The 15,950-nt window shown below is 66.4% G+C and carries 21 protein-coding genes; 8 read left to right on the forward strand and 13 right to left on the reverse strand.

The window, feature by feature from the left end; all coding sequences use genetic code 11:
• The first annotated feature begins 8 nt into the window (after positions 1-8).
• Positions 9-773, forward strand: coding sequence for a HesA/MoeB/ThiF family protein (locus ACSFCA_RS07395; RefSeq protein ID WP_258353263.1), 765 nt, complete (start codon positions 9-11; stop codon positions 771-773).
• On the opposite strand, the gene ACSFCA_RS07400 is transcribed toward ACSFCA_RS07395, so the two are convergent.
• On the reverse strand, positions 770-2,788 hold the full coding sequence (locus tag ACSFCA_RS07400; RefSeq protein WP_435459367.1) for an AsmA family protein: 2,019 nt from the start codon (positions 2,786-2,788) through the stop codon (positions 770-772). The two genes, ACSFCA_RS07395 and ACSFCA_RS07400, sit on opposite strands and share 4 nt — an antisense overlap.
• A gap of 246 nt (positions 2,789-3,034) precedes the next feature.
• Here ACSFCA_RS07400 and ACSFCA_RS07405 point away from each other — a divergent pair, with 246 nt between their 5' ends.
• Positions 3,035-3,448 (forward strand): response regulator, encoded by a 414-nt coding sequence (locus ACSFCA_RS07405; RefSeq protein WP_258353261.1) that lies wholly within the window; start codon positions 3,035-3,037, stop codon positions 3,446-3,448.
• Between the two features lie 52 nt (positions 3,449-3,500).
• Here ACSFCA_RS07405 and ACSFCA_RS07410 read toward each other — a convergent pair whose 3' ends face one another.
• On the reverse strand, positions 3,501-4,133 hold the full coding sequence (locus ACSFCA_RS07410) for a response regulator (RefSeq protein WP_007837167.1): 633 nt from the start codon (positions 4,131-4,133) through the stop codon (positions 3,501-3,503).
• Between the two features lie 131 nt (positions 4,134-4,264).
• Here ACSFCA_RS07410 and ACSFCA_RS07415 point away from each other — a divergent pair, with 131 nt between their 5' ends.
• From ACSFCA_RS07415 to ACSFCA_RS07440, 6 genes are all read left to right on the forward strand, one after another.
• Positions 4,265-5,584 (forward strand): CHASE3 domain-containing protein, encoded by a 1,320-nt coding sequence (locus ACSFCA_RS07415; RefSeq protein ID WP_435459366.1) that lies wholly within the window; start codon positions 4,265-4,267, stop codon positions 5,582-5,584.
• Positions 5,585-5,783: 199 nt separating this feature from the next.
• Positions 5,784-5,948 carry a DUF1328 domain-containing protein gene (locus tag ACSFCA_RS07420; RefSeq protein ID WP_007837165.1) on the forward strand — a complete coding sequence of 55 codons (165 nt, stop codon included), beginning with the start codon at positions 5,784-5,786 and terminating at the stop codon, positions 5,946-5,948.
• 53 nt (positions 5,949-6,001) lie between these two features.
• Entirely contained in the window at positions 6,002-6,379 is a 378-nt protein-coding gene (locus ACSFCA_RS07425; protein ID WP_093058053.1) for a hypothetical protein, read from the forward strand.
• Between the two features lie 41 nt (positions 6,380-6,420).
• Positions 6,421-6,804 carry a hypothetical protein gene (locus ACSFCA_RS07430; protein WP_258353259.1) on the forward strand — a complete coding sequence of 128 codons (384 nt, stop codon included), beginning with the start codon at positions 6,421-6,423 and terminating at the stop codon, positions 6,802-6,804.
• A complete protein-coding gene (locus ACSFCA_RS07435; protein ID WP_435459365.1) occupies positions 6,791-7,297 on the forward strand; it encodes a hypothetical protein in 507 nt (168 codons plus the stop codon). The genes ACSFCA_RS07430 and ACSFCA_RS07435 overlap by 14 nt, the downstream gene beginning before the upstream one ends.
• Positions 7,294-7,848, forward strand: coding sequence for a ferritin-like domain-containing protein (locus tag ACSFCA_RS07440; protein ID WP_093058056.1), 555 nt, complete (start codon positions 7,294-7,296; stop codon positions 7,846-7,848). The genes ACSFCA_RS07435 and ACSFCA_RS07440 overlap by 4 nt, the downstream gene beginning before the upstream one ends.
• 98 nt (positions 7,849-7,946) lie before the next feature.
• On the opposite strand, the gene ACSFCA_RS07445 is transcribed toward ACSFCA_RS07440, so the two are convergent.
• The 11 genes from ACSFCA_RS07445 to ACSFCA_RS07495 all read right to left on the reverse strand — a co-directional run bounded on the left by ACSFCA_RS07445 (position 7,947) and on the right by ACSFCA_RS07495 (position 15,879).
• Positions 7,947-8,465, reverse strand: a complete 519-nt coding sequence (locus ACSFCA_RS07445; RefSeq protein ID WP_435459364.1) for a BON domain-containing protein — start codon at positions 8,463-8,465, stop codon at positions 7,947-7,949.
• 65 nt (positions 8,466-8,530) lie between these two features.
• On the reverse strand, positions 8,531-8,728 hold the full coding sequence (locus ACSFCA_RS07450; protein ID WP_258353256.1) for a CsbD family protein: 198 nt from the start codon (positions 8,726-8,728) through the stop codon (positions 8,531-8,533).
• A gap of 124 nt (positions 8,729-8,852) precedes the next feature.
• Positions 8,853-9,677, reverse strand: coding sequence for a DUF429 domain-containing protein (locus ACSFCA_RS07455; protein WP_435459363.1), 825 nt, complete (start codon positions 9,675-9,677; stop codon positions 8,853-8,855).
• Positions 9,678-9,681: 4 nt separating this feature from the next.
• The gene (locus ACSFCA_RS07460) at positions 9,682-10,563 is read right to left on the reverse strand and encodes an EamA family transporter (RefSeq protein ID WP_258353254.1); all 882 of its coding nucleotides are present in this window, start codon (positions 10,561-10,563) and stop codon (positions 9,682-9,684) included.
• 10 nt (positions 10,564-10,573) lie between these two features.
• Positions 10,574-10,996, reverse strand: coding sequence for a BLUF domain-containing protein (locus ACSFCA_RS07465; RefSeq protein WP_093057484.1), 423 nt, complete (start codon positions 10,994-10,996; stop codon positions 10,574-10,576).
• A 3-nt stretch (positions 10,997-10,999) separates the two neighbouring features.
• A complete protein-coding gene (folE, locus tag ACSFCA_RS07470) occupies positions 11,000-11,731 on the reverse strand; it encodes a GTP cyclohydrolase I (RefSeq protein ID WP_093057483.1) in 732 nt (243 codons plus the stop codon).
• Positions 11,732-11,804: 73 nt separating this feature from the next.
• On the reverse strand, positions 11,805-12,569 hold the full coding sequence (locus ACSFCA_RS07475; protein ID WP_435459362.1) for an endonuclease/exonuclease/phosphatase family protein: 765 nt from the start codon (positions 12,567-12,569) through the stop codon (positions 11,805-11,807).
• The gene (gene nudB, locus ACSFCA_RS07480) at positions 12,566-13,042 is read right to left on the reverse strand and encodes a dihydroneopterin triphosphate diphosphatase (protein ID WP_093057481.1); all 477 of its coding nucleotides are present in this window, start codon (positions 13,040-13,042) and stop codon (positions 12,566-12,568) included. The genes ACSFCA_RS07475 and nudB overlap by 4 nt, the downstream gene beginning before the upstream one ends.
• 15 nt (positions 13,043-13,057) lie before the next feature.
• Entirely contained in the window at positions 13,058-14,863 is a 1,806-nt protein-coding gene (gene aspS / locus ACSFCA_RS07485) for an aspartate--tRNA ligase (RefSeq protein ID WP_093057480.1), read from the reverse strand.
• Positions 14,864-14,901: 38 nt separating this feature from the next.
• Entirely contained in the window at positions 14,902-15,534 is a 633-nt protein-coding gene (locus ACSFCA_RS07490; protein ID WP_258353252.1) for a DUF502 domain-containing protein, read from the reverse strand.
• Positions 15,535-15,543: 9 nt separating this feature from the next.
• On the reverse strand, positions 15,544-15,879 hold the full coding sequence (locus ACSFCA_RS07495; RefSeq protein ID WP_258353251.1) for an FmdB family zinc ribbon protein: 336 nt from the start codon (positions 15,877-15,879) through the stop codon (positions 15,544-15,546).
• Positions 15,880-15,950 lie beyond the last annotated feature (71 nt).

Here is a 15,950-nt window from a genome sequence, read left to right on the forward strand (position 1 = left end):
GGTGGCGCATGGAAGATAGCCAGCTGCTGCGCTATTCGCGCCACATCCTCCTGGAGGAATTCGGCATCGACGGGCAAGAGCGCGTCAGTGCCGGACGGGTTCTCGTCATAGGCGCCGGCGGACTGGGTTCGCCGGTGGCCTTGTACCTTGCGGCAGCGGGGGTCGGCCACATCGTGCTGGTCGACGACGACGAGGTCGACCTCACCAATCTCCAGCGCCAGGTCGCCCACACCCACGCGCGTGTGGGCCTCGCCAAGGTCGAATCCGCCGCGCAGGCCATGCGCGACATCAACCCCGACATCGCCATCGAAACCCACGCCCTGCGCGCCGACGAGGCGCTGCTGTCGCGCTTGGTCGCACAGGCCGACGTGGTGGTCGACTGCTGCGACAACTTCGCCACCCGGCAGGCCGTCAACCGCGCCTGCGTGGCCCACGGCAAGCCGCTGGTGGCGGGCGCGGCGATCCGCTTCGATGGCCAGCTGAGCGTTTACGACACGCGTGACGCCGCCTCACCCTGCTATGCCTGCCTGTTCCCGCCCGATGCGGATTTCGAGGAAACGCGCTGTGCAGTGCTCGGAGTGTTCGGCCCCGTGGTCGGAACCATCGGCACGCTGCAGGCCAGCGAGGCGTTGAAGCTGCTTGCCGGCATCGGCCCGTCGCTGGCGGGCAAGCTGTTGATGTTCGACGGGCGCAGCACCTCTTTCGACACGCTGCGCGTGGCGCGCGACCCGCACTGCAGCGTCTGCGCGCAGCGCCCCGCTCTTCCCCTCTAGGGCTGCTTTGCCCCTTTTGCGCGGGCAGCGCCGTTGGCCGCCGCCCCGGCCGTGGGCTTGTTGGCCTGCGCCAGCACGCCCTTGCAATCGGAATCCACGCCCGGACCGGGCTCGATGGTCGCGGCCAGCGCCAGCAGCGGATTGATGGCGCCCAGCGCCAACGCGGCCAGCCCGCGCCCGGCAAGGGGCCCAACCTCCACGCCGCCCTTCGGATCGCCGAGAGTGCCGCTCACCACCAGCGGCGTACGAATCGACAGGATGCTCTTGCTCTTGGGCTCCGGCCGGACCACGAAATCGAGCCCCTCGGTCGCCAGGTTGGCCTGGCCAGTCGCGATGAACACGGCGTTGGTCGTGTCCACCACGAGCGTGCGTCCAGTCATCAGCCCCTTGTTCACGTCGAAGGCCAAGGCCGCGCAGCGCAGCTCGACGTTGCGATCGCCGCGCAGCAGGAACTTGATGATGTCGCCGCCCACCAGCGTCGCGAACACCGGCAGCAGGTTGCCGAACTGGCCACGCCCCGAAATGACCGCTACGTCGCCCGACGCGCCGCCCAGCCAGTTGGCCACGCTGTTGCCGGAACCCGAGAGGTTGATGCGCCCGTCCAGTCGCCCCACGCTGTTGCCCGTGGTTTCGAGCTTGGGGAACAGGCGGGCGAGCTGCATCGCCCGCACGTCGAGCGAAGCGCGGATGTCCGCCGGGTTCTTCGATGCGTCGATGCGGATCGCACCGCCCAGCTTGCCTCCGGCCACGCCCAGATCGAGCGGGTCGAGCGTGAGCACGCCATCGGCCAGCTTGACCTGCACGCTGCCGCGATCGAGCGGGATGTCGCGCACGTTCTGGATGCGGTCTGCCGTGTATTTCACGTCGGCATTCATCGCGCGCAGGCGCTCGAAGTCGAGCGGCGCCGTGGGCAGCACCTTGCCGCCCGGACGCTTGACCTGGGTGATGGTGGGCGGCGGGGCTACGCCTTCCACGGTGCTGGCGGTGCGCGCCGTGGGCGGCAGGCCGATCAGCGGGCCGAGGTCGTCCATGTCCATCACGCGCGAGCGCAGGTCGCCCGCCAGATGCGGAAGCTGGCCGGCCTGGTCGAAGCGCATGTCGCCGGCGATGTCGGACAGGCCCAGCCTGCCCTTGAGGCCGGTGGCTGCCCACAGCTTGCCGCGCTTGCCCAGGTTGCCGCTCAGGGCATAGGGCGAGGTCTGCGGCAGCGCGATGCCCAGCAACGGGAACAGGGCGCCCAGCGTCTGGCCCTTGATCTCGAACTTTGCGTCGATGCCGTCGAGCCCCGACAGCTCGGCCACGGTGCCGGCGGCCTTCAGCTGTGTCTGGCCGGCGGCCGCGTTGATCTCCATCGGAAACGGCGGCGCACCCGCGGCGTTGATCTGCAGCACGTTGCCGGTGCGTCCGCTGGCGGTCAGCGGCTGCCCCTTGTAGCGGCCCTTGATGCGGTAATTGAGCGGCATCTCGCCGCGGCTGCTGTCGTAGCTCAGGTCGGCGTGCAGGTCGACTCCCAGGTGCTTGGCCAGGAAGTCGACCGCGCCGGTGTCGACCTGCATCAGGCCAATGCTGGGCACGGTGCCGCCATCGGAGGTGTCCTTGCCGAGCGCCCAGGTGCGGCGCCCGTCCGCCTCCATCTGCAGGCCCAGCGTGGGCGAGAAGAGCGCGAGCCGCGGAATGACGATCTTGCTGGCGATCAGCGGCCAGATGCGGATGTCGAACTCGGCGCGGTCTGCCTTGACCAGGTAAGGGTCGCGCGCCCACGAGGGGTTGGCGAACTCGATGCCGTCGAACTTGACCGTGGCCTGCCGCCAGCCAAGGCCCACGTCGAGCCGCCGCGTGATCTCGAACTTGCGCCCGGTCTTCTCGCTGACATAGCGGTTGACCGGCTCGCGCAGCATGTCCCAGGGAAAGAAGGCAAGCCCGATGACCAGCGCCGCGAACAGCAGCACGACGCAAGCCACCAGCTTCTGCCAGAGCGGTCGGTTGCGCAGGATGTTCATTGCGTTCGTTGCCATGGGTCGTTGTAACTCGGATGATCGCGCCGCCCGGGTCGGCGGTGGGCCGCAGAAACCGTGAGGCATTGCCTACGAATGCACCTTGCAGGCTTCGCGGATGCATGCGTCGGAACCCGCCTACAAGAGCCACGCGCCGAAGCTTGCATGATCTGCCACCGCAACGCCTCAAAGTCCACGCTGGCAGGCATTTGCACCAGAGGGGCGCTGCGGATGCGCCTGCCAACCTCAGAGGAAGCGCGGTTCGGCATGGATTCCAGATTGCAGACCTACGTCGTCGAAGACAACCTCACGATCCGTGAAAACCTCATTGGCACGCTGGAAGAACTCACCTCCACCACGGTCGTCGGCTTTGCCGAAACCGAAAGCGGCGCACGCGCATGGCTGCTCGGCCACGATGGCGAGTGGGACCTCGTCATCGTCGATCTCTTTCTCAAGCAGGGCAGTGGCCTGGGCGTGCTCCAGGCCTGCCAGTCGCGCAAACCGGTGCAGAAAGTGGTGGTGCTCAGCAACTATGCGACGCCCGACATCCGGCGGCGCTGCGCCGAGTTCGGGGTCGACGCGGTGTTCGACAAGTCGAACGAAATCGACGCGCTGGTCGACTTCTGCATCTTGCAGGCCAAGGCCTTGCACCCCTCGCCCGGGGCTCCCGGGGCGGGTTGAGGAAGAAGCCGCGTTGGGCCCCCTCCCCACTCTTTCCGCTCCCTGGCCGATCTCAGTCGATCAGCTTGTTCTTCAGCGCGTAGTAGGTGAGGTCGCTGTTGGAGGAGAGGTTCATCTTCTCCATCAGGCGCGTGCGGTAGGTGCTCACCGTCTTCACCGACAGCGACAGCGTCTTGGCGATGTCGCCGGCAGTCTCGCCCTTGGCGAGCTTCAGGAACACCTGGAACTCACGCTCCGAGAGCTGCTCGTGCGGCGCGGCGTCGTCCTTGCGGTCAAGCTGGCGGGCCAGCAGTTCAGCCACGGCGGGCGTGATGTAGCGGCGGCCCAGCGAGATGGTGCGGATGGCGTTGACGATCTCGATGGGATCGCACTCCTTGTTGAGGTAGCCGCTCGCGCCCTGGCGGATCAGGTTCATCGCGTAGTGCTCTTCGGGGTATCCGCTCAGTATGAGGATGCCCACGTCCGGCGCCTTGGCGCGGATCATGGCGAGCGCGTCGATACCGCTTTGACCGGGCATCGAAAGGTCCATGACCAGAACGTCCAGCTCCGTGGTGCGCACCAGCTCGATGGCCTCGCGGCCGCTGGCTGCTTCACCCGCCACGCGCAGGTCCACGTGCTCGGAGAAGAACTGCCGGAGGCCCGATCGCACGATGGCGTGGTCGTCCACAATTCCGATTTTGATCATCTGTTACTTTCTTCGTTGTGTTGCGGACATGCGGGTCGCAACATACCGGGTCCCTGATTGTTGTCAATTATTCACGAACTTGCGTAGTACGCAGCCTCGAAAGTTTCATGCACTGGTTAGCCCCTCCAAGAATGGCCGTGAGCCTGCTGCTCGCGGCGCTGGCTGCGCTGGCCCTCGTCGGCATCAACGAGGCCGGCTACCGGCAGTCGAGCCGCGCCCTCGCCGACATCGACGAGGCGCAGCAGATGCGGGGCGCGCTCAACCAGATCCTGCAGAACATGCTGGATGCCGAAACCGGCCAAAGAGGCTACCTGCTGACCGGCGAGGCGAGCTACCGAAAACCCTATGACGACGCGGTCAAGCAGGTCGACGGCCAGCTCGCGACCCTGCGCCGGCTGTACGCCGGCCGCCCGGCTGAACTCACCCAGCTGGCCGAGCTGTCGAAGCACGTGCTGCGCAAGGTGGCCGAGATGGACATGAGCGTGCGGCTGCGCCAGGACGGCAAGGAAGACGCCTGGAAGTTCGTCATCACGACCGACGTGGGCCGCGAGGAGATGGACTCCATCCGCGCGACGGCGGGCGAGCTGGTGAAGATCAGCAACGTCACCCTGCACCAGAGCCAGGAGCAGGTGCTGCGCTCGCTGCAGCTGGCGCGCATCGGCACCGCCATCGTGGCGCTGGCAGCGCTCTTCGCCTTCTTCCTGTACCTGCGCCAGACGCACGCGCTGCACTCCATCGGCGAGCGCCAGCAGGAGGCCTTGCAGCGCGAGCGCAATGCGCTGGAAGACGAGGTGCGCGAGCGCACCGCCTCGCTGGCCGAGCTGGCCACCCACCTGCAGGACGTGCGCGAGACCGAGCGCGGCTATCTTGCGCGCGAGCTGCACGACGAGCTGGGCTCTCTGCTCACCGCCGCCAAGCTGGACGTGGCGCGGCTGAAGTCGCGGCTGGCGGACTCGCCTGACGCGATCCAGCGGCTGCAACACCTGACCGACCTGCTCAACAGCGGCATCGCGCTCAAGCGCCGCATCATCGAAGACCTACGGCCGTCTTCGCTCTCCAACCTGGGGCTGGTCGCCTCGCTGGAAATCCTGGGGCGCGAGTTCGGGGAACGCTCCGGCCTGCAGGTCGAGATGGTGCTGGAGCCGGTGACCATGGACGAGTCGCGCCAGCTCACCATCTACCGCATGGTCCAGGAAAGCCTCACCAACATCAGCAAGTACGCCGAGGCCAGCGAAGCCACCATCGTGCTGAAGAACTACGACAACCACGTCATCGTGGAAGTGGCAGACAACGGCAAGGGCTTCGACACGCAGCGCATGCGCCCGTCGACGCACGGCCTCGCGGGCATGCGGCACCGGGTGGAGGCGGCGCGCGGCAAGCTCACGGTCTCGTCGACGCCAGGCAAGGGCACCCGCCTGAGCGCCATGCTCCCCGTCGTCAAGCCGGCCTGAGCCGCCTGCAGGAGCGGCACTTCTGCACATACCGGCGCAGAGCGACTCGGCCATCTCCTACGCACCCCGCCCCTGGCCGCTGACAGGTCGAGGGCATGCCCCCACTTAAGGTTGCACCCATGCCATCCGAAGCCTCTGCGCGAGGCTGCGGATGCGATGGTTTTTCATAACGACGAGGCAAGCCTCGAAGGAGTTCCACATGCTGCATTACGCCGTGGTGTTTCTGGTCATCGCCCTGATCGCAGCCCTGTTCGGGTTCGGCGGCATCGCCGCCAGCGCGGTGGGCATTGCCAAGATCCTTTTCGTGATCTTCGCGATCCTCGCTATTGCGAGCTTCCTTGCCGGCTTGCTACGACGCAAGTAGCGTCGTTACGATCAACAGGCTTGCGCATTTCATTTTTCCGGAAAGGACCTCACATGAACACGACGACCAAGACTCCCTCGCAACTCGCCGACGACGTGCGCCAGACCGCGCGTGAAGCGGTCGAAACCACCCGCGCCTACGCACAGAACGCGGTGAATGCGGCGGGCGAAAAGGTCCGCGACCTGCAACGCGATGCCGAACCGGGCGTCGAGCAGCTGGCAGCCCGCGTGCAGCAAGCCGTTCAGCGCGGCCTGGACGCCGCGTCCACCACCAGCGCGCGTGCACAGCGCCGCATCGAACAGGCCGCCGACGTCACCGGCCGCTACATCTCCGACCAGCCGGTGCGCTCGGTGCTGCTGGCCGCAGCCGCCGGCGCAGCTATCACGGCACTCATCGTGCTGGCCAGCCGCCGCAGCCGGGACGACTATTGATTCGCCGCTGAATTTCCGTCGCTGCACCGGTTCCCGGCACCATGCTTCATCCGATTTTTTCCACGGTGCTCGGGCATCCGGATCTCGTTGCTGAACATCTCGCCAACTACGCCGCCCTCGTCCGCCAGGAATCCGCGCAGGCGGGGCGCGGCCTCGTCGCCCGGCTCGTCGCGGCCTTGCTGGCAGTGGCCAGCGCCACGCTGGCCCTCGGGCTCATAGGCGTGGCCGTGCTGCTCGGCGTGATGCACGGCAGCTTTCACTGGGTGCTGGTGGCCGTGCCGGCCGTGGCGGTGGTGATCGCGGCCATTTGCGCGTGGTATGCGACGCGGCCCGTGCCAGGCTACGGTTTCGACGACCTGCGCTCTCAGCTCGACGCCGACCTGCAGGCCTTGCGCGACACCGGAGCCCGCCATGGCCAACGCTGAACGTCATCTCCTTACTCCGCAGCAGCGCCTGGCCCTCTCGCGCCGCGCGCTTGTGCGGCAGCTGAACGACGGCGCGGACGCACCCGACAACGACGATCTGGAATATGCGCAGCACGAAACCTCGGCTGCGCCGCCGCATGACCAGCACCCGCGCAACCCGCGAGGAGAAAGAGAAAGAAGAGAAGGAGGAGGAAGAAACAACGTGTGGCTCGGTGTGGGCCGCAGCGTGGTGGAGCGCTGGTGGCGCCGGCATCCCGCGCATGCGGTCGGCCAGCTGGCGCGTCCGCTGCTCGAGCACTACGCGCGCAAGGAGCCGGCCAAGCTGATGGCGGCGGCCGCTGCCACCGGCGCGGTGCTGGTGCTCGTCAGGCCATGGCGACTGTTGTCGGCCACGGCCGTGCTGGCGGCGGTACTGAAGACATCCGACGTGGCTGACCTGGTCAACACGTTGATGCAGAAGACCCCAAGCCCCCCACGAAAGGACCCTCCATGAAAGCCGATGTTTCCTCTAAGACCAACGGACACAAGCACCTGGTGCTCGACCAAGGCGGCCTCGATGCCGCGCGCAAGAGCCTCGACGACGGCGCCGTCACCCCCAGCTACGGCCCCTGGCGCGACGACGTCGTCCAGTTGCTGAACGATGCGCTGGCCACCGAGCTGGTCTGCGTGCTGCGCTACAAGCGCCACTACTTCACCGCCAACGGCGTCGAGTCGCCCGCCATCGCCGACGAGTTCCTGGTGCATGCCAACGAAGAGTCGGGCCATGCCGACCGCATTGCCGAGCGCATCGTGCAGCTCGGCGGGGAGCCCGACTTTGCGCCCTCGCACCTGCTGGAGCGCAGCCATGCGGCTTACGACGAGTCGACCGACCTGCAATCGATGGTGCGCGCCAACCTGATCGCGGAGCGCATCGCGGTGGAGTCGTATCGCCAGATGATCGCGCTGATCGGCGACAAGGATCCGACCACGCGCCGCATGCTCGAAGACATCCTCTCGGACGAGGAAGAGCATGCCGACGAGCTGAAGGACTGGCTCGGTCACTGAACTGAACCAATCGAGGGCTGCGTGCCCCGCCCATGAAAAAGCCCGGTTCGACCGGGCTTTTTCATGGGCGGACGAGTAAAGCTCGCCAGGGCGATCGATCAGCCCTTCACTTCGAGCTGGTTGTCCACCGACGTCACGCCCTGCACGCCCTTGGCGATCTCTTCGGCGCGCGCCTTGGCTGCCGCCGTGGGTGCCGGGCCCTTCAGGCTCACCGCGCCGGCCTTGGTGTCGACGTTGATCTTGATCGCGCTCAGGTCCGGATCCTTGGCCAGGCCCGCGGACACGGAAGCCGTGATGGCGGCATCGTTCACCGTCGCGCTCACCGCTGCACCGGCGTCCTTGGCAGCTTCCTTGGCATTGGCCATGCCTTCCTTCACCTCGGCAGTGGTGCCGGACGACTCGACCTTGGCCGTGGCGTCCTTGACGGCCTGGCCGGTTTTGGCGGCCGCTGTATCGGCGGCCTGCTCGGTCTTTGCCACTGCGCTGTCGAGCTTCTCGCCCGCAGTGCGGTTGTCGGACTTGTCGCAGGCGGCCAGCGTCAGCGCCGCGCCGGCCACGAGCACGGCAAGCCACGCGCGCGAATGCGGCATGGCGATGTGTTGATTCGATTTGTTCATGGGAATCCTCCAGTCACTCACGGAGATGGAAAAGGGCTGCGGGGTGTGCCCGCCGCCCTGTTCGGTCACAACTTGTCGGCGCCCGACTTGATCGCGTCCTTGGCCTTTTCCTTGACGTCGCCGTAGGTCTTCTGCACCTTGCCGGCAGCCTGGTCGGCAATGCCCTCGCCCTCGAGCTTTTCGTTACCGACGACCTTGCCGGCGGCTTCCTTCAGCTTGCCCTTGGCTTCCTCGACGCGGCCTGCCACTTGGTCCTTGTTCATGTCGCTTCCTTCCTGTTCGGGTAGTGAAATCCGTGGGCCGAAATGACCCACTGATTTCAATCTAGGCCCCGGCCGGTGACGGCGAATGCCGACGGAAGCCCGAAGCGGTGTAGGACAACAAGGCTCAGGCGCTGACGATCCATCCTTCAAGCGGGTCGAGCCCCTCCGGCAGGCCGTGGCCCAAACCGGGGCTGCCGGCGCGCTGCAGGCCCCAGGCTGCCTGCAGGAGGCACAGCACCGCGTCGATGTCATCTCCGCGGGCATCGGCCAGCAGTTCGGCGCGCTGCGGCTTGGTGATGGAAAGCCGCAGGCCGAGGCGGGTTGTCCCTGCCTCGAGCGCGGCCAGCAGGTCATCGCGTGCGGCGTGCCGCTCGGACGTCTGCTTCTGCAGGTCGTCGCTCTTGTAGCTGCGGCGCCCGATCAGCTCGCGCGCCAGCAGGCCGGGATAGGCCTCCAGCGCAATGCGGTCGGCACCGCTGCCTGCGTGCAGGCCAGGAATGCGCGCACCGGCCGCCAGCAGGCGCGGCACGCCCGCATGGAGCATGTACGCCACCGGCGGGTTGACCCACTTCATCGAAGGGCTGGAGCCCGCCGGCCCGTCCGTCGCACGGTGCGCGAACTTGCCGCCGACCGGGCGCGCCGCGCAGAACGCGGCGAAGGTCTCGCGGATTTCGGCACGGCTCAGGCTGGCGTAGTGAGCCATCAGCGGCTCCCACTGCAACGGCCATCGCAGATGCTCGACGAGTTCGCGCGGCAGGCTGAAGGGAAAGTCGAAACCGCCGGTCCAGGACGGCGTGGCGCACAGCCATTCGCCCCATGCGTCGAGCGTCGCGAAGCGATGCAGGCTGGTCAGCCTGACGCGGTCGGCACCGGCCAGTTCACCAACCCCAATCACGATCGGCTTGCGTGCCGTCGGCGCGCTGGAGAAGTCGCAGCCGAACAGCACCATGGCTTCAGCCCATCGCGAGCGCCACCACCCCGGCAGCGATGAACAGCGCGCCCAGCAGCCGCAGCAGCCGGTCGCCTTCGCGCAGCAGGTGGCCGCCGATCAGTGCGGCGAACAGCATCGAGACCTCGCGCGCCGGCGCGACGTGCGAGATCGGCGCCTGCTGCACCGCGTACAGCACGAGCACATACGACACCGGGCTGACCGCCGCAACCAGCAGCGCGTACTTCCACTGCTCGCGCCACATGCGCGCGGTGGTCGCGCGGTCCTTCAGCGCAACGGGCGCCAGCAGCACCATGCGCACGAGATTGCCGAAGTAGTCGAGCAGGATCGGCGACATCGCGAGAAACTTGACTGCGTAGCTGTCGGTCACGGTGTACGCCGCGATGAAGCCACCGGTCAGCACACCGTAGCGGATGCCCTTGTGCACGCGCTCGCGCTGCGCCGGGTCATGCGCCTTGCGCCACAGCTTGGGCCCACCCGCAACGAGAAACACGCCGCCCACCACGCCTGCAATGCCTGCCACGCCAACCAGGCTGATCTTCTCGCCCAGGAAGAGCACCGCCACCAGCGACGACAGCAGCGGCCCCGAGCCGCGCGCGAGCGGGTAGACCACCGTGAGGTCAGACTTGCGATAGCCGCGCAGCAGCACGATGAAATAGAAGATGTGCAGCACGCCGCTGAGCACGACGAAGCCCCACTCGGTCAGGCCCCAGCCTGGCACCACGTTCCAGCCCAGCGTGATGCCCACGGGCGCCCAGATGAGCATGTTGAATACGCTGGTCTGGAAGCTGAAACGTGCATCGCCATTCGCCTTCTTGGCGGCGATGTTCCAGCCTGCGTGAACGATCCCGGCGAGCAGGATCAGCGCGAATGCGGAGAGTGGCACCCCTGCCGGACTAGTGGCGACCGACGATGGCGGCAGTGGCCATCAGCTCTTCGAGCAGCGCCAGCGAAACCTTGCCCGACACCGCATACGGGTTGAGCTCGGGCTTTTCGGAGTACTTCAGCAGCGTCGATGCGTTGAGCTTCGACAGGTTGACCTGCCCCATCGTCCAGCCGCCGAAACGGCGCTCGGAAATCTCTTCGTAGTGCAGCAGCACCACATCCTTGTGGCGCGCATCGCGCTGGATGTGGCCGTAGAGCTCGCTGATGGCCATGCGGCCACCTTCGATGGCCTGCAGGAAGGTGCCGGCGCCGTAGCAGAGGATGCCGGTGATGCCGCAGGTCGTGTTGTGCGTGCGCGATTGCGCGAGGATCGCCTCGATGGCCTCGGGGCTGGTGTCGACGGCGCGGCTGGCGTAGAGAAGTCGGACCAGCATGGCTCAGCTCTTTCGGGGAAGGAGAGAAAGGAATTCGCGGCGCAGGCTCGGGTCTTTGAGAAACACGCCGCGCATCACGGAGTTGATCATCTTGCTGTCCATTTCCTTCACGCCGCGCCAGGCCATGCAGAAATGCTCGGCTTCCATGACCAGCGCGAGGCCGTCGGGCTGCGTCTTTTCCTGGATCAGGTCGGCCAGTTGCACCACGGCTTCTTCCTGGATCTGGGGACGACCCATGACCCACTCGGCCAGGCGTGCGTACTTCGACAGGCCGATCACGTTGGTGTGCTCGTTGGGCATCACCCCGATCCAGAGCTTGCCGATGATCGGGCAGAAGTGGTGCGAGCAGGCGCTGCGCACGGTGATCGGGCCGACGATCATCAGCTCGTTCAGGTGCTCGGCGTTGGGAAACTCGGTGAGCGAGGGCGGCGCCACGTAGCGGCCCCGGAACACCTCGTTCAGGTACATCTTGGCGACGCGCCGTGCGGTGTTGTCGGTGTTGTGGTCGTTCTCGACGTCGATGACCAGGCTCTGGAGCACGCCCTTCATCTTGACCTCGACCTCGTCGAGCAAGGCCTCCAGCTCACCGGGCTCGATGAACTCGGCGATGTTGTCGTTGGCGTTGAAGCGCTTGCGCGCCGCGGTGAGGCGCTCACGGATCTTCACGGAGACGGGCGTACCCTCGTCATCGTCGTTTCGATCGGGGCGCGGGTCGACGTCGGTTTTCCTCAGCATGGCGGGGATCGTACCAGTGAATGGCTCCAGACATTCGGGCCCGCAACGCCCGTCCCTTCTTGGAGCAATGCTATCAATTGAGGAGCGTGAAATCGGCCACCAGCGGCAGGTGGTCGGACATGCGGGCCCAGATGGGGCCGCGCGGCACGTTGCAGGCCAGCGGCTCCAGCCTGCGTCCGTAGACGAAGTCGAGCTGCGCCACCGGCAGGCGCGAGGGGTAAGTGAGCGTGCGCGGACCGCGCAGGTCGCTGGTGTCGCGCAGGCCCATGGCGTTCATGGCATAGCGCATGCGCGCGCCCCAGTCGTTGAAGTCGCCCGCCACCACGACGGCCTCGTCGGGCGGCACCTCGCGGTCGATGAACTCGCGCAGGCGGGCAATCTGCCGAACCCGGCTGCCCTTGATGAGCCCCAGATGCACCACGATGGTGTGCACCCGACGGCCCTCCACGTCGATCACCACGTGCAGCAGCCCGCGCTGTTCGAAGCGGTGGTCGGAAATATCCTGATGGTTGATTCGCAGCACCGGCCAGCGCGTGAGCAGCGCATTGCCGTGCTCGCCGTGGCGCGTGACGGCATTGGTTTCGTAGACGGCGGTGTAGCCCTCGGGCGCGAGGAAATCGGCCTGCGGCAACTCGGGCCAGCGCGCGAAACGGGCGGCCGCCTGCCGGTTCATCTTGCGCACTTCCTGCAAGCAGACGATGTCGGCGTCGAGCTGCTCGATGGCGTGGCCGAGGTTGTGGATTTCGAGCCGCCGTGCGGGTCCGATGCCTTGAACACCCTTGTGGATGTTGTACGTCGCGACCCGGAGGTTCTGCGTTGCTGCTGCCGGCTGGTTCATCGCGCAAATTCTGGCAGCAACAGAATGGCTTCGGCATTCGATGGGGAAAAGCAGGCATCCGCCGCTTCGTGATACGGCAGCCAGCGCCAGTCGGTGTGCTCGCGCGGGTCGAGTGTGGGCGTAATGCGCTCAGGCACGCACAGGCCGAACAGGTGCTCGGTGTTGTGGGTGATACCGGGCGCGTAGCGGGCGCGCCAGCGCGGATAGATCTCGTAGACGTTGCGCAGCTGCCAGTCGACCAGTTGCGAGGCCAGCGCCGTGCCTTCGCCGCACTGGATGCCGGTTTCCTCGGCCACCTCGCGCGCCGCGGTGAGCGCGAGCGGCTCGTCGGCTGCGTCCTTGCTGCCGGTGACCGACTGCCAGAAGTCGGTCTCGGCATCCGCACGCCGGATCAGCAGCACATCGAGCGCCGGCGTGTGGATCACGACCAGCACCGACTCCGGGATCTTCCAGGGTCGAGGGCTGGTCGTCATGGGAGCCTCAGAGCATCAGGCAGCTTGGGGCGTGTTGCGCAGCTTGATGTGCAGCTCGCGAAGCTGCTTCTCGTCAACCGGGCTCGGCGCCTGCGTCAGCAGGTCTTGCGCGCGCTGGGTCTTGGGGAAGGCGATCACGTCGCGGATCGACTCGGCGCCGGTCATGAGCATGACGAGGCGGTCCAGGCCGATGGCAATGCCGCCGTGCGGCGGCGCGCCGTACTGCAGCGCGTCCAGCAGGAAGCCGAACTTGAGCTGCGCGTCTTCGGCGCTGATCTTCAGCGCGCGGAACACCTTGCTCTGCACTTCCTCGCGGTGGATACGCACCGAGCCGCCGCCCATTTCGATGCCGTTGAGCACCATGTCGTAGGCCTTGGCAATGCACTTCTCGGGAGCGGTGTCCATGAGGTCTTCATGGCCATCCTTCGGAGCGGTGAACGGATGGTGCACGGCGCTCCAGCGCTGGCCTTCCTCGTCGAACTCGAACATCGGGAAGTCCACCACCCACAGCGGTGCCCAACGGTCGTCGAAGAGGCCCGCCTTCTTGCCAAAGGCGCTGTGGCCGATCTTGACGCGCAGCGCGCCGATGGCGTCGTTGACGACCTTTTCCTTGTCGGCGCCGAAGAACAGGATGTCGCCGTTGCGCGCACCCGTGCGGGCGATGATCTCGGCCAGCGTGCTGTCGTCGAGGTTCTTCACGATCGGGCTCTGCAGGCCTTCGCGGCCGGCTTGCGCGTCGTTGACCTTGATATAGGCCAGGCCCTTGGCGCCATAGATCTTGACGAACTCCTGGTACGCGTCGATTTCGCCGCGCGACAGGCCGCCTTCGGCGCCGCCGCCGGGCACACGCAGCGCCACCACGCGGCCGCCGGTCATGGTGGCGGCATTCGAGAACACCTTGAACTCGACGCGCTTCATCAGTTCCGTCAGCTCGGTGAATTCGAGCTTCACGCGCAGGTCGGGCTTGTCCGAGCCGTACTTGAACATTGCGTCGGCATACGTCATGGTCGGGAACACCGGCAGGTCGATGCCAGCGGCGTTGCGGAACACGTTGCGGATCATGCCTTCGAACATCTCGCGGATTTCCTCTTCGGCGAGGAACGAGGTCTCGATGTCGATCTGCGTGAATTCGGGCTGGCGGTCGGCGCGCAGGTCTTCGTCGCGGAAGCACTTCACGATCTGGTAGTAGCGGTCGTAGCCGGCCACCATCAGCAGCTGCTTGAACAGCTGGGGCGACTGCGGCAGCGCGAAGAAGCTGCCGTCGTGCACGCGGCTGGGCACGAGGTAGTCGCGCGCGCCTTCGGGCGTGGACTTGCCGAGCATTGGCGTCTCGATGTCGATGAAGCCGTTGGCATCGAGGAACTTGCGCGTTTCCATCGTCACCTTGTAGCGCAGCATCATGTTGCGCTGCATGGCCGGGCGGCGCAGGTCGAGCACGCGGTGCGTGAGGCGGGTGGTTTCCGACAGGTTGTCGTCGTCCAGCAGGAACGGGGGCGTGACCGACGGGTTCAGCACCTTCAGTTCGTGGCACAGCACTTCGATCTTGCCGCTCTTGAGCTGGTCGTTGGTCGTGCCTTCGGGGCGCGCGCGCACCAGGCCCGTGATCTGCACGCAGAACTCGTTGCGCAGGTTCTCGGCCACGGCGAAGGTGGAGGCGCGATCGGGGTCGCACACCACCTGCACATAACCTTCGCGGTCACGCACGTCGATGAAGATCACGCCGCCGTGGTCGCGACGACGGTTGACCCAGCCGCACAGGGTGACGGTTTGGCCCAGCAGGGCTTCGGTCACGAGACCGCAATAGTGAGTACGCATGGCCATAGGAATCCATTCCGGCGCCTTGTGGGCGCGTTCGTTTTTTATGAGTTGGAAGATTTCACCGCCACCGTGGTGGGGCCGCCTGGAACGACCACCCCCATCGAGACGATGTACTTGAGCGCTTCGTCCACGCTCATCTTCAGTTCGATGCAGTCGCTGCGCTTGAGCATCACGAAGTAGCCGCCCGTGGGGTTGGGCGTGGTCGGCACGTAGACGCTGAGGAATTCCTCTTCGCCGAGGTGTTCAGCGACTTCGTTGCCGGGCGCACCGGTGACGAAGGCGATGGTCCACACGCCTTCGCGCGGCCATTGGATCAGCACCGCGGTGCGAAAGGCATTGCCGTTCTCGGAGAACAGCGTGTCCGACACCTGCTTGACGCTGGAGTAGATCGAGCGCACCACCGGAATGCGCCGTACCACGGCGTCGCCCCAGCCGAGCAGGCGCTTGCCGACGAAGTTGCTGGCGGTGGCACCCACCACCAGCAGGATCGCCAGCGTGAGCAGCACGCCCAGGCCGCGCACCTTGTGGTCGCTGAGCCAGACCTGCCATTGCTCGGGCAGCAGCCACAGCGTCTGGTCGAGCGTGCCGATGATCCAGTTCAGCACGCCGAGCGTGATGACCAGCGGCACGATGACCAGCAGGCCGGACAGCAACCATTTGCGCAGGGCGAGCATGGTGTTCGATCAGTCGCCGCTCTTGGCAGCAGCAGCCGGCGCTGGGGCCGGTGCCGCGGGCGCCGGAGCGGGGCTCGGCGCGGCGGCGGAAGAGGAAGATTCGGTGGACTTGGCACCGTCACTCGACACGGGCGCCGTGGCAGGCTCGGCCTTCTTGCCGCCGCCCTCACGGAAATCAGTCACGTACCAGCCCGAGCCCTTGAGCTGGAAGCCGGCGGCCGTGACCTGCTTTTCGAATGCGCTCGCACCGCACGCCGGACACACCGTCAGGGGCGCGTCGGACATCTTTTGCAGGGCGTCTTTGGCAAAGCCGCAGGCGCTGCACTTGTAGGCGTAGATGGGCATGGGAAATGAGGTCAAAAAGCGGCGCAGCTGCCGCTCGCAAAGCCCTCGATTATAGGGGTGCCCCTGCCAAA

The organism is Variovorax multivorans (genome assembly GCF_051216835.1).
Classification (GTDB): domain Bacteria; phylum Pseudomonadota; class Gammaproteobacteria; order Burkholderiales; family Burkholderiaceae_C; genus Variovorax.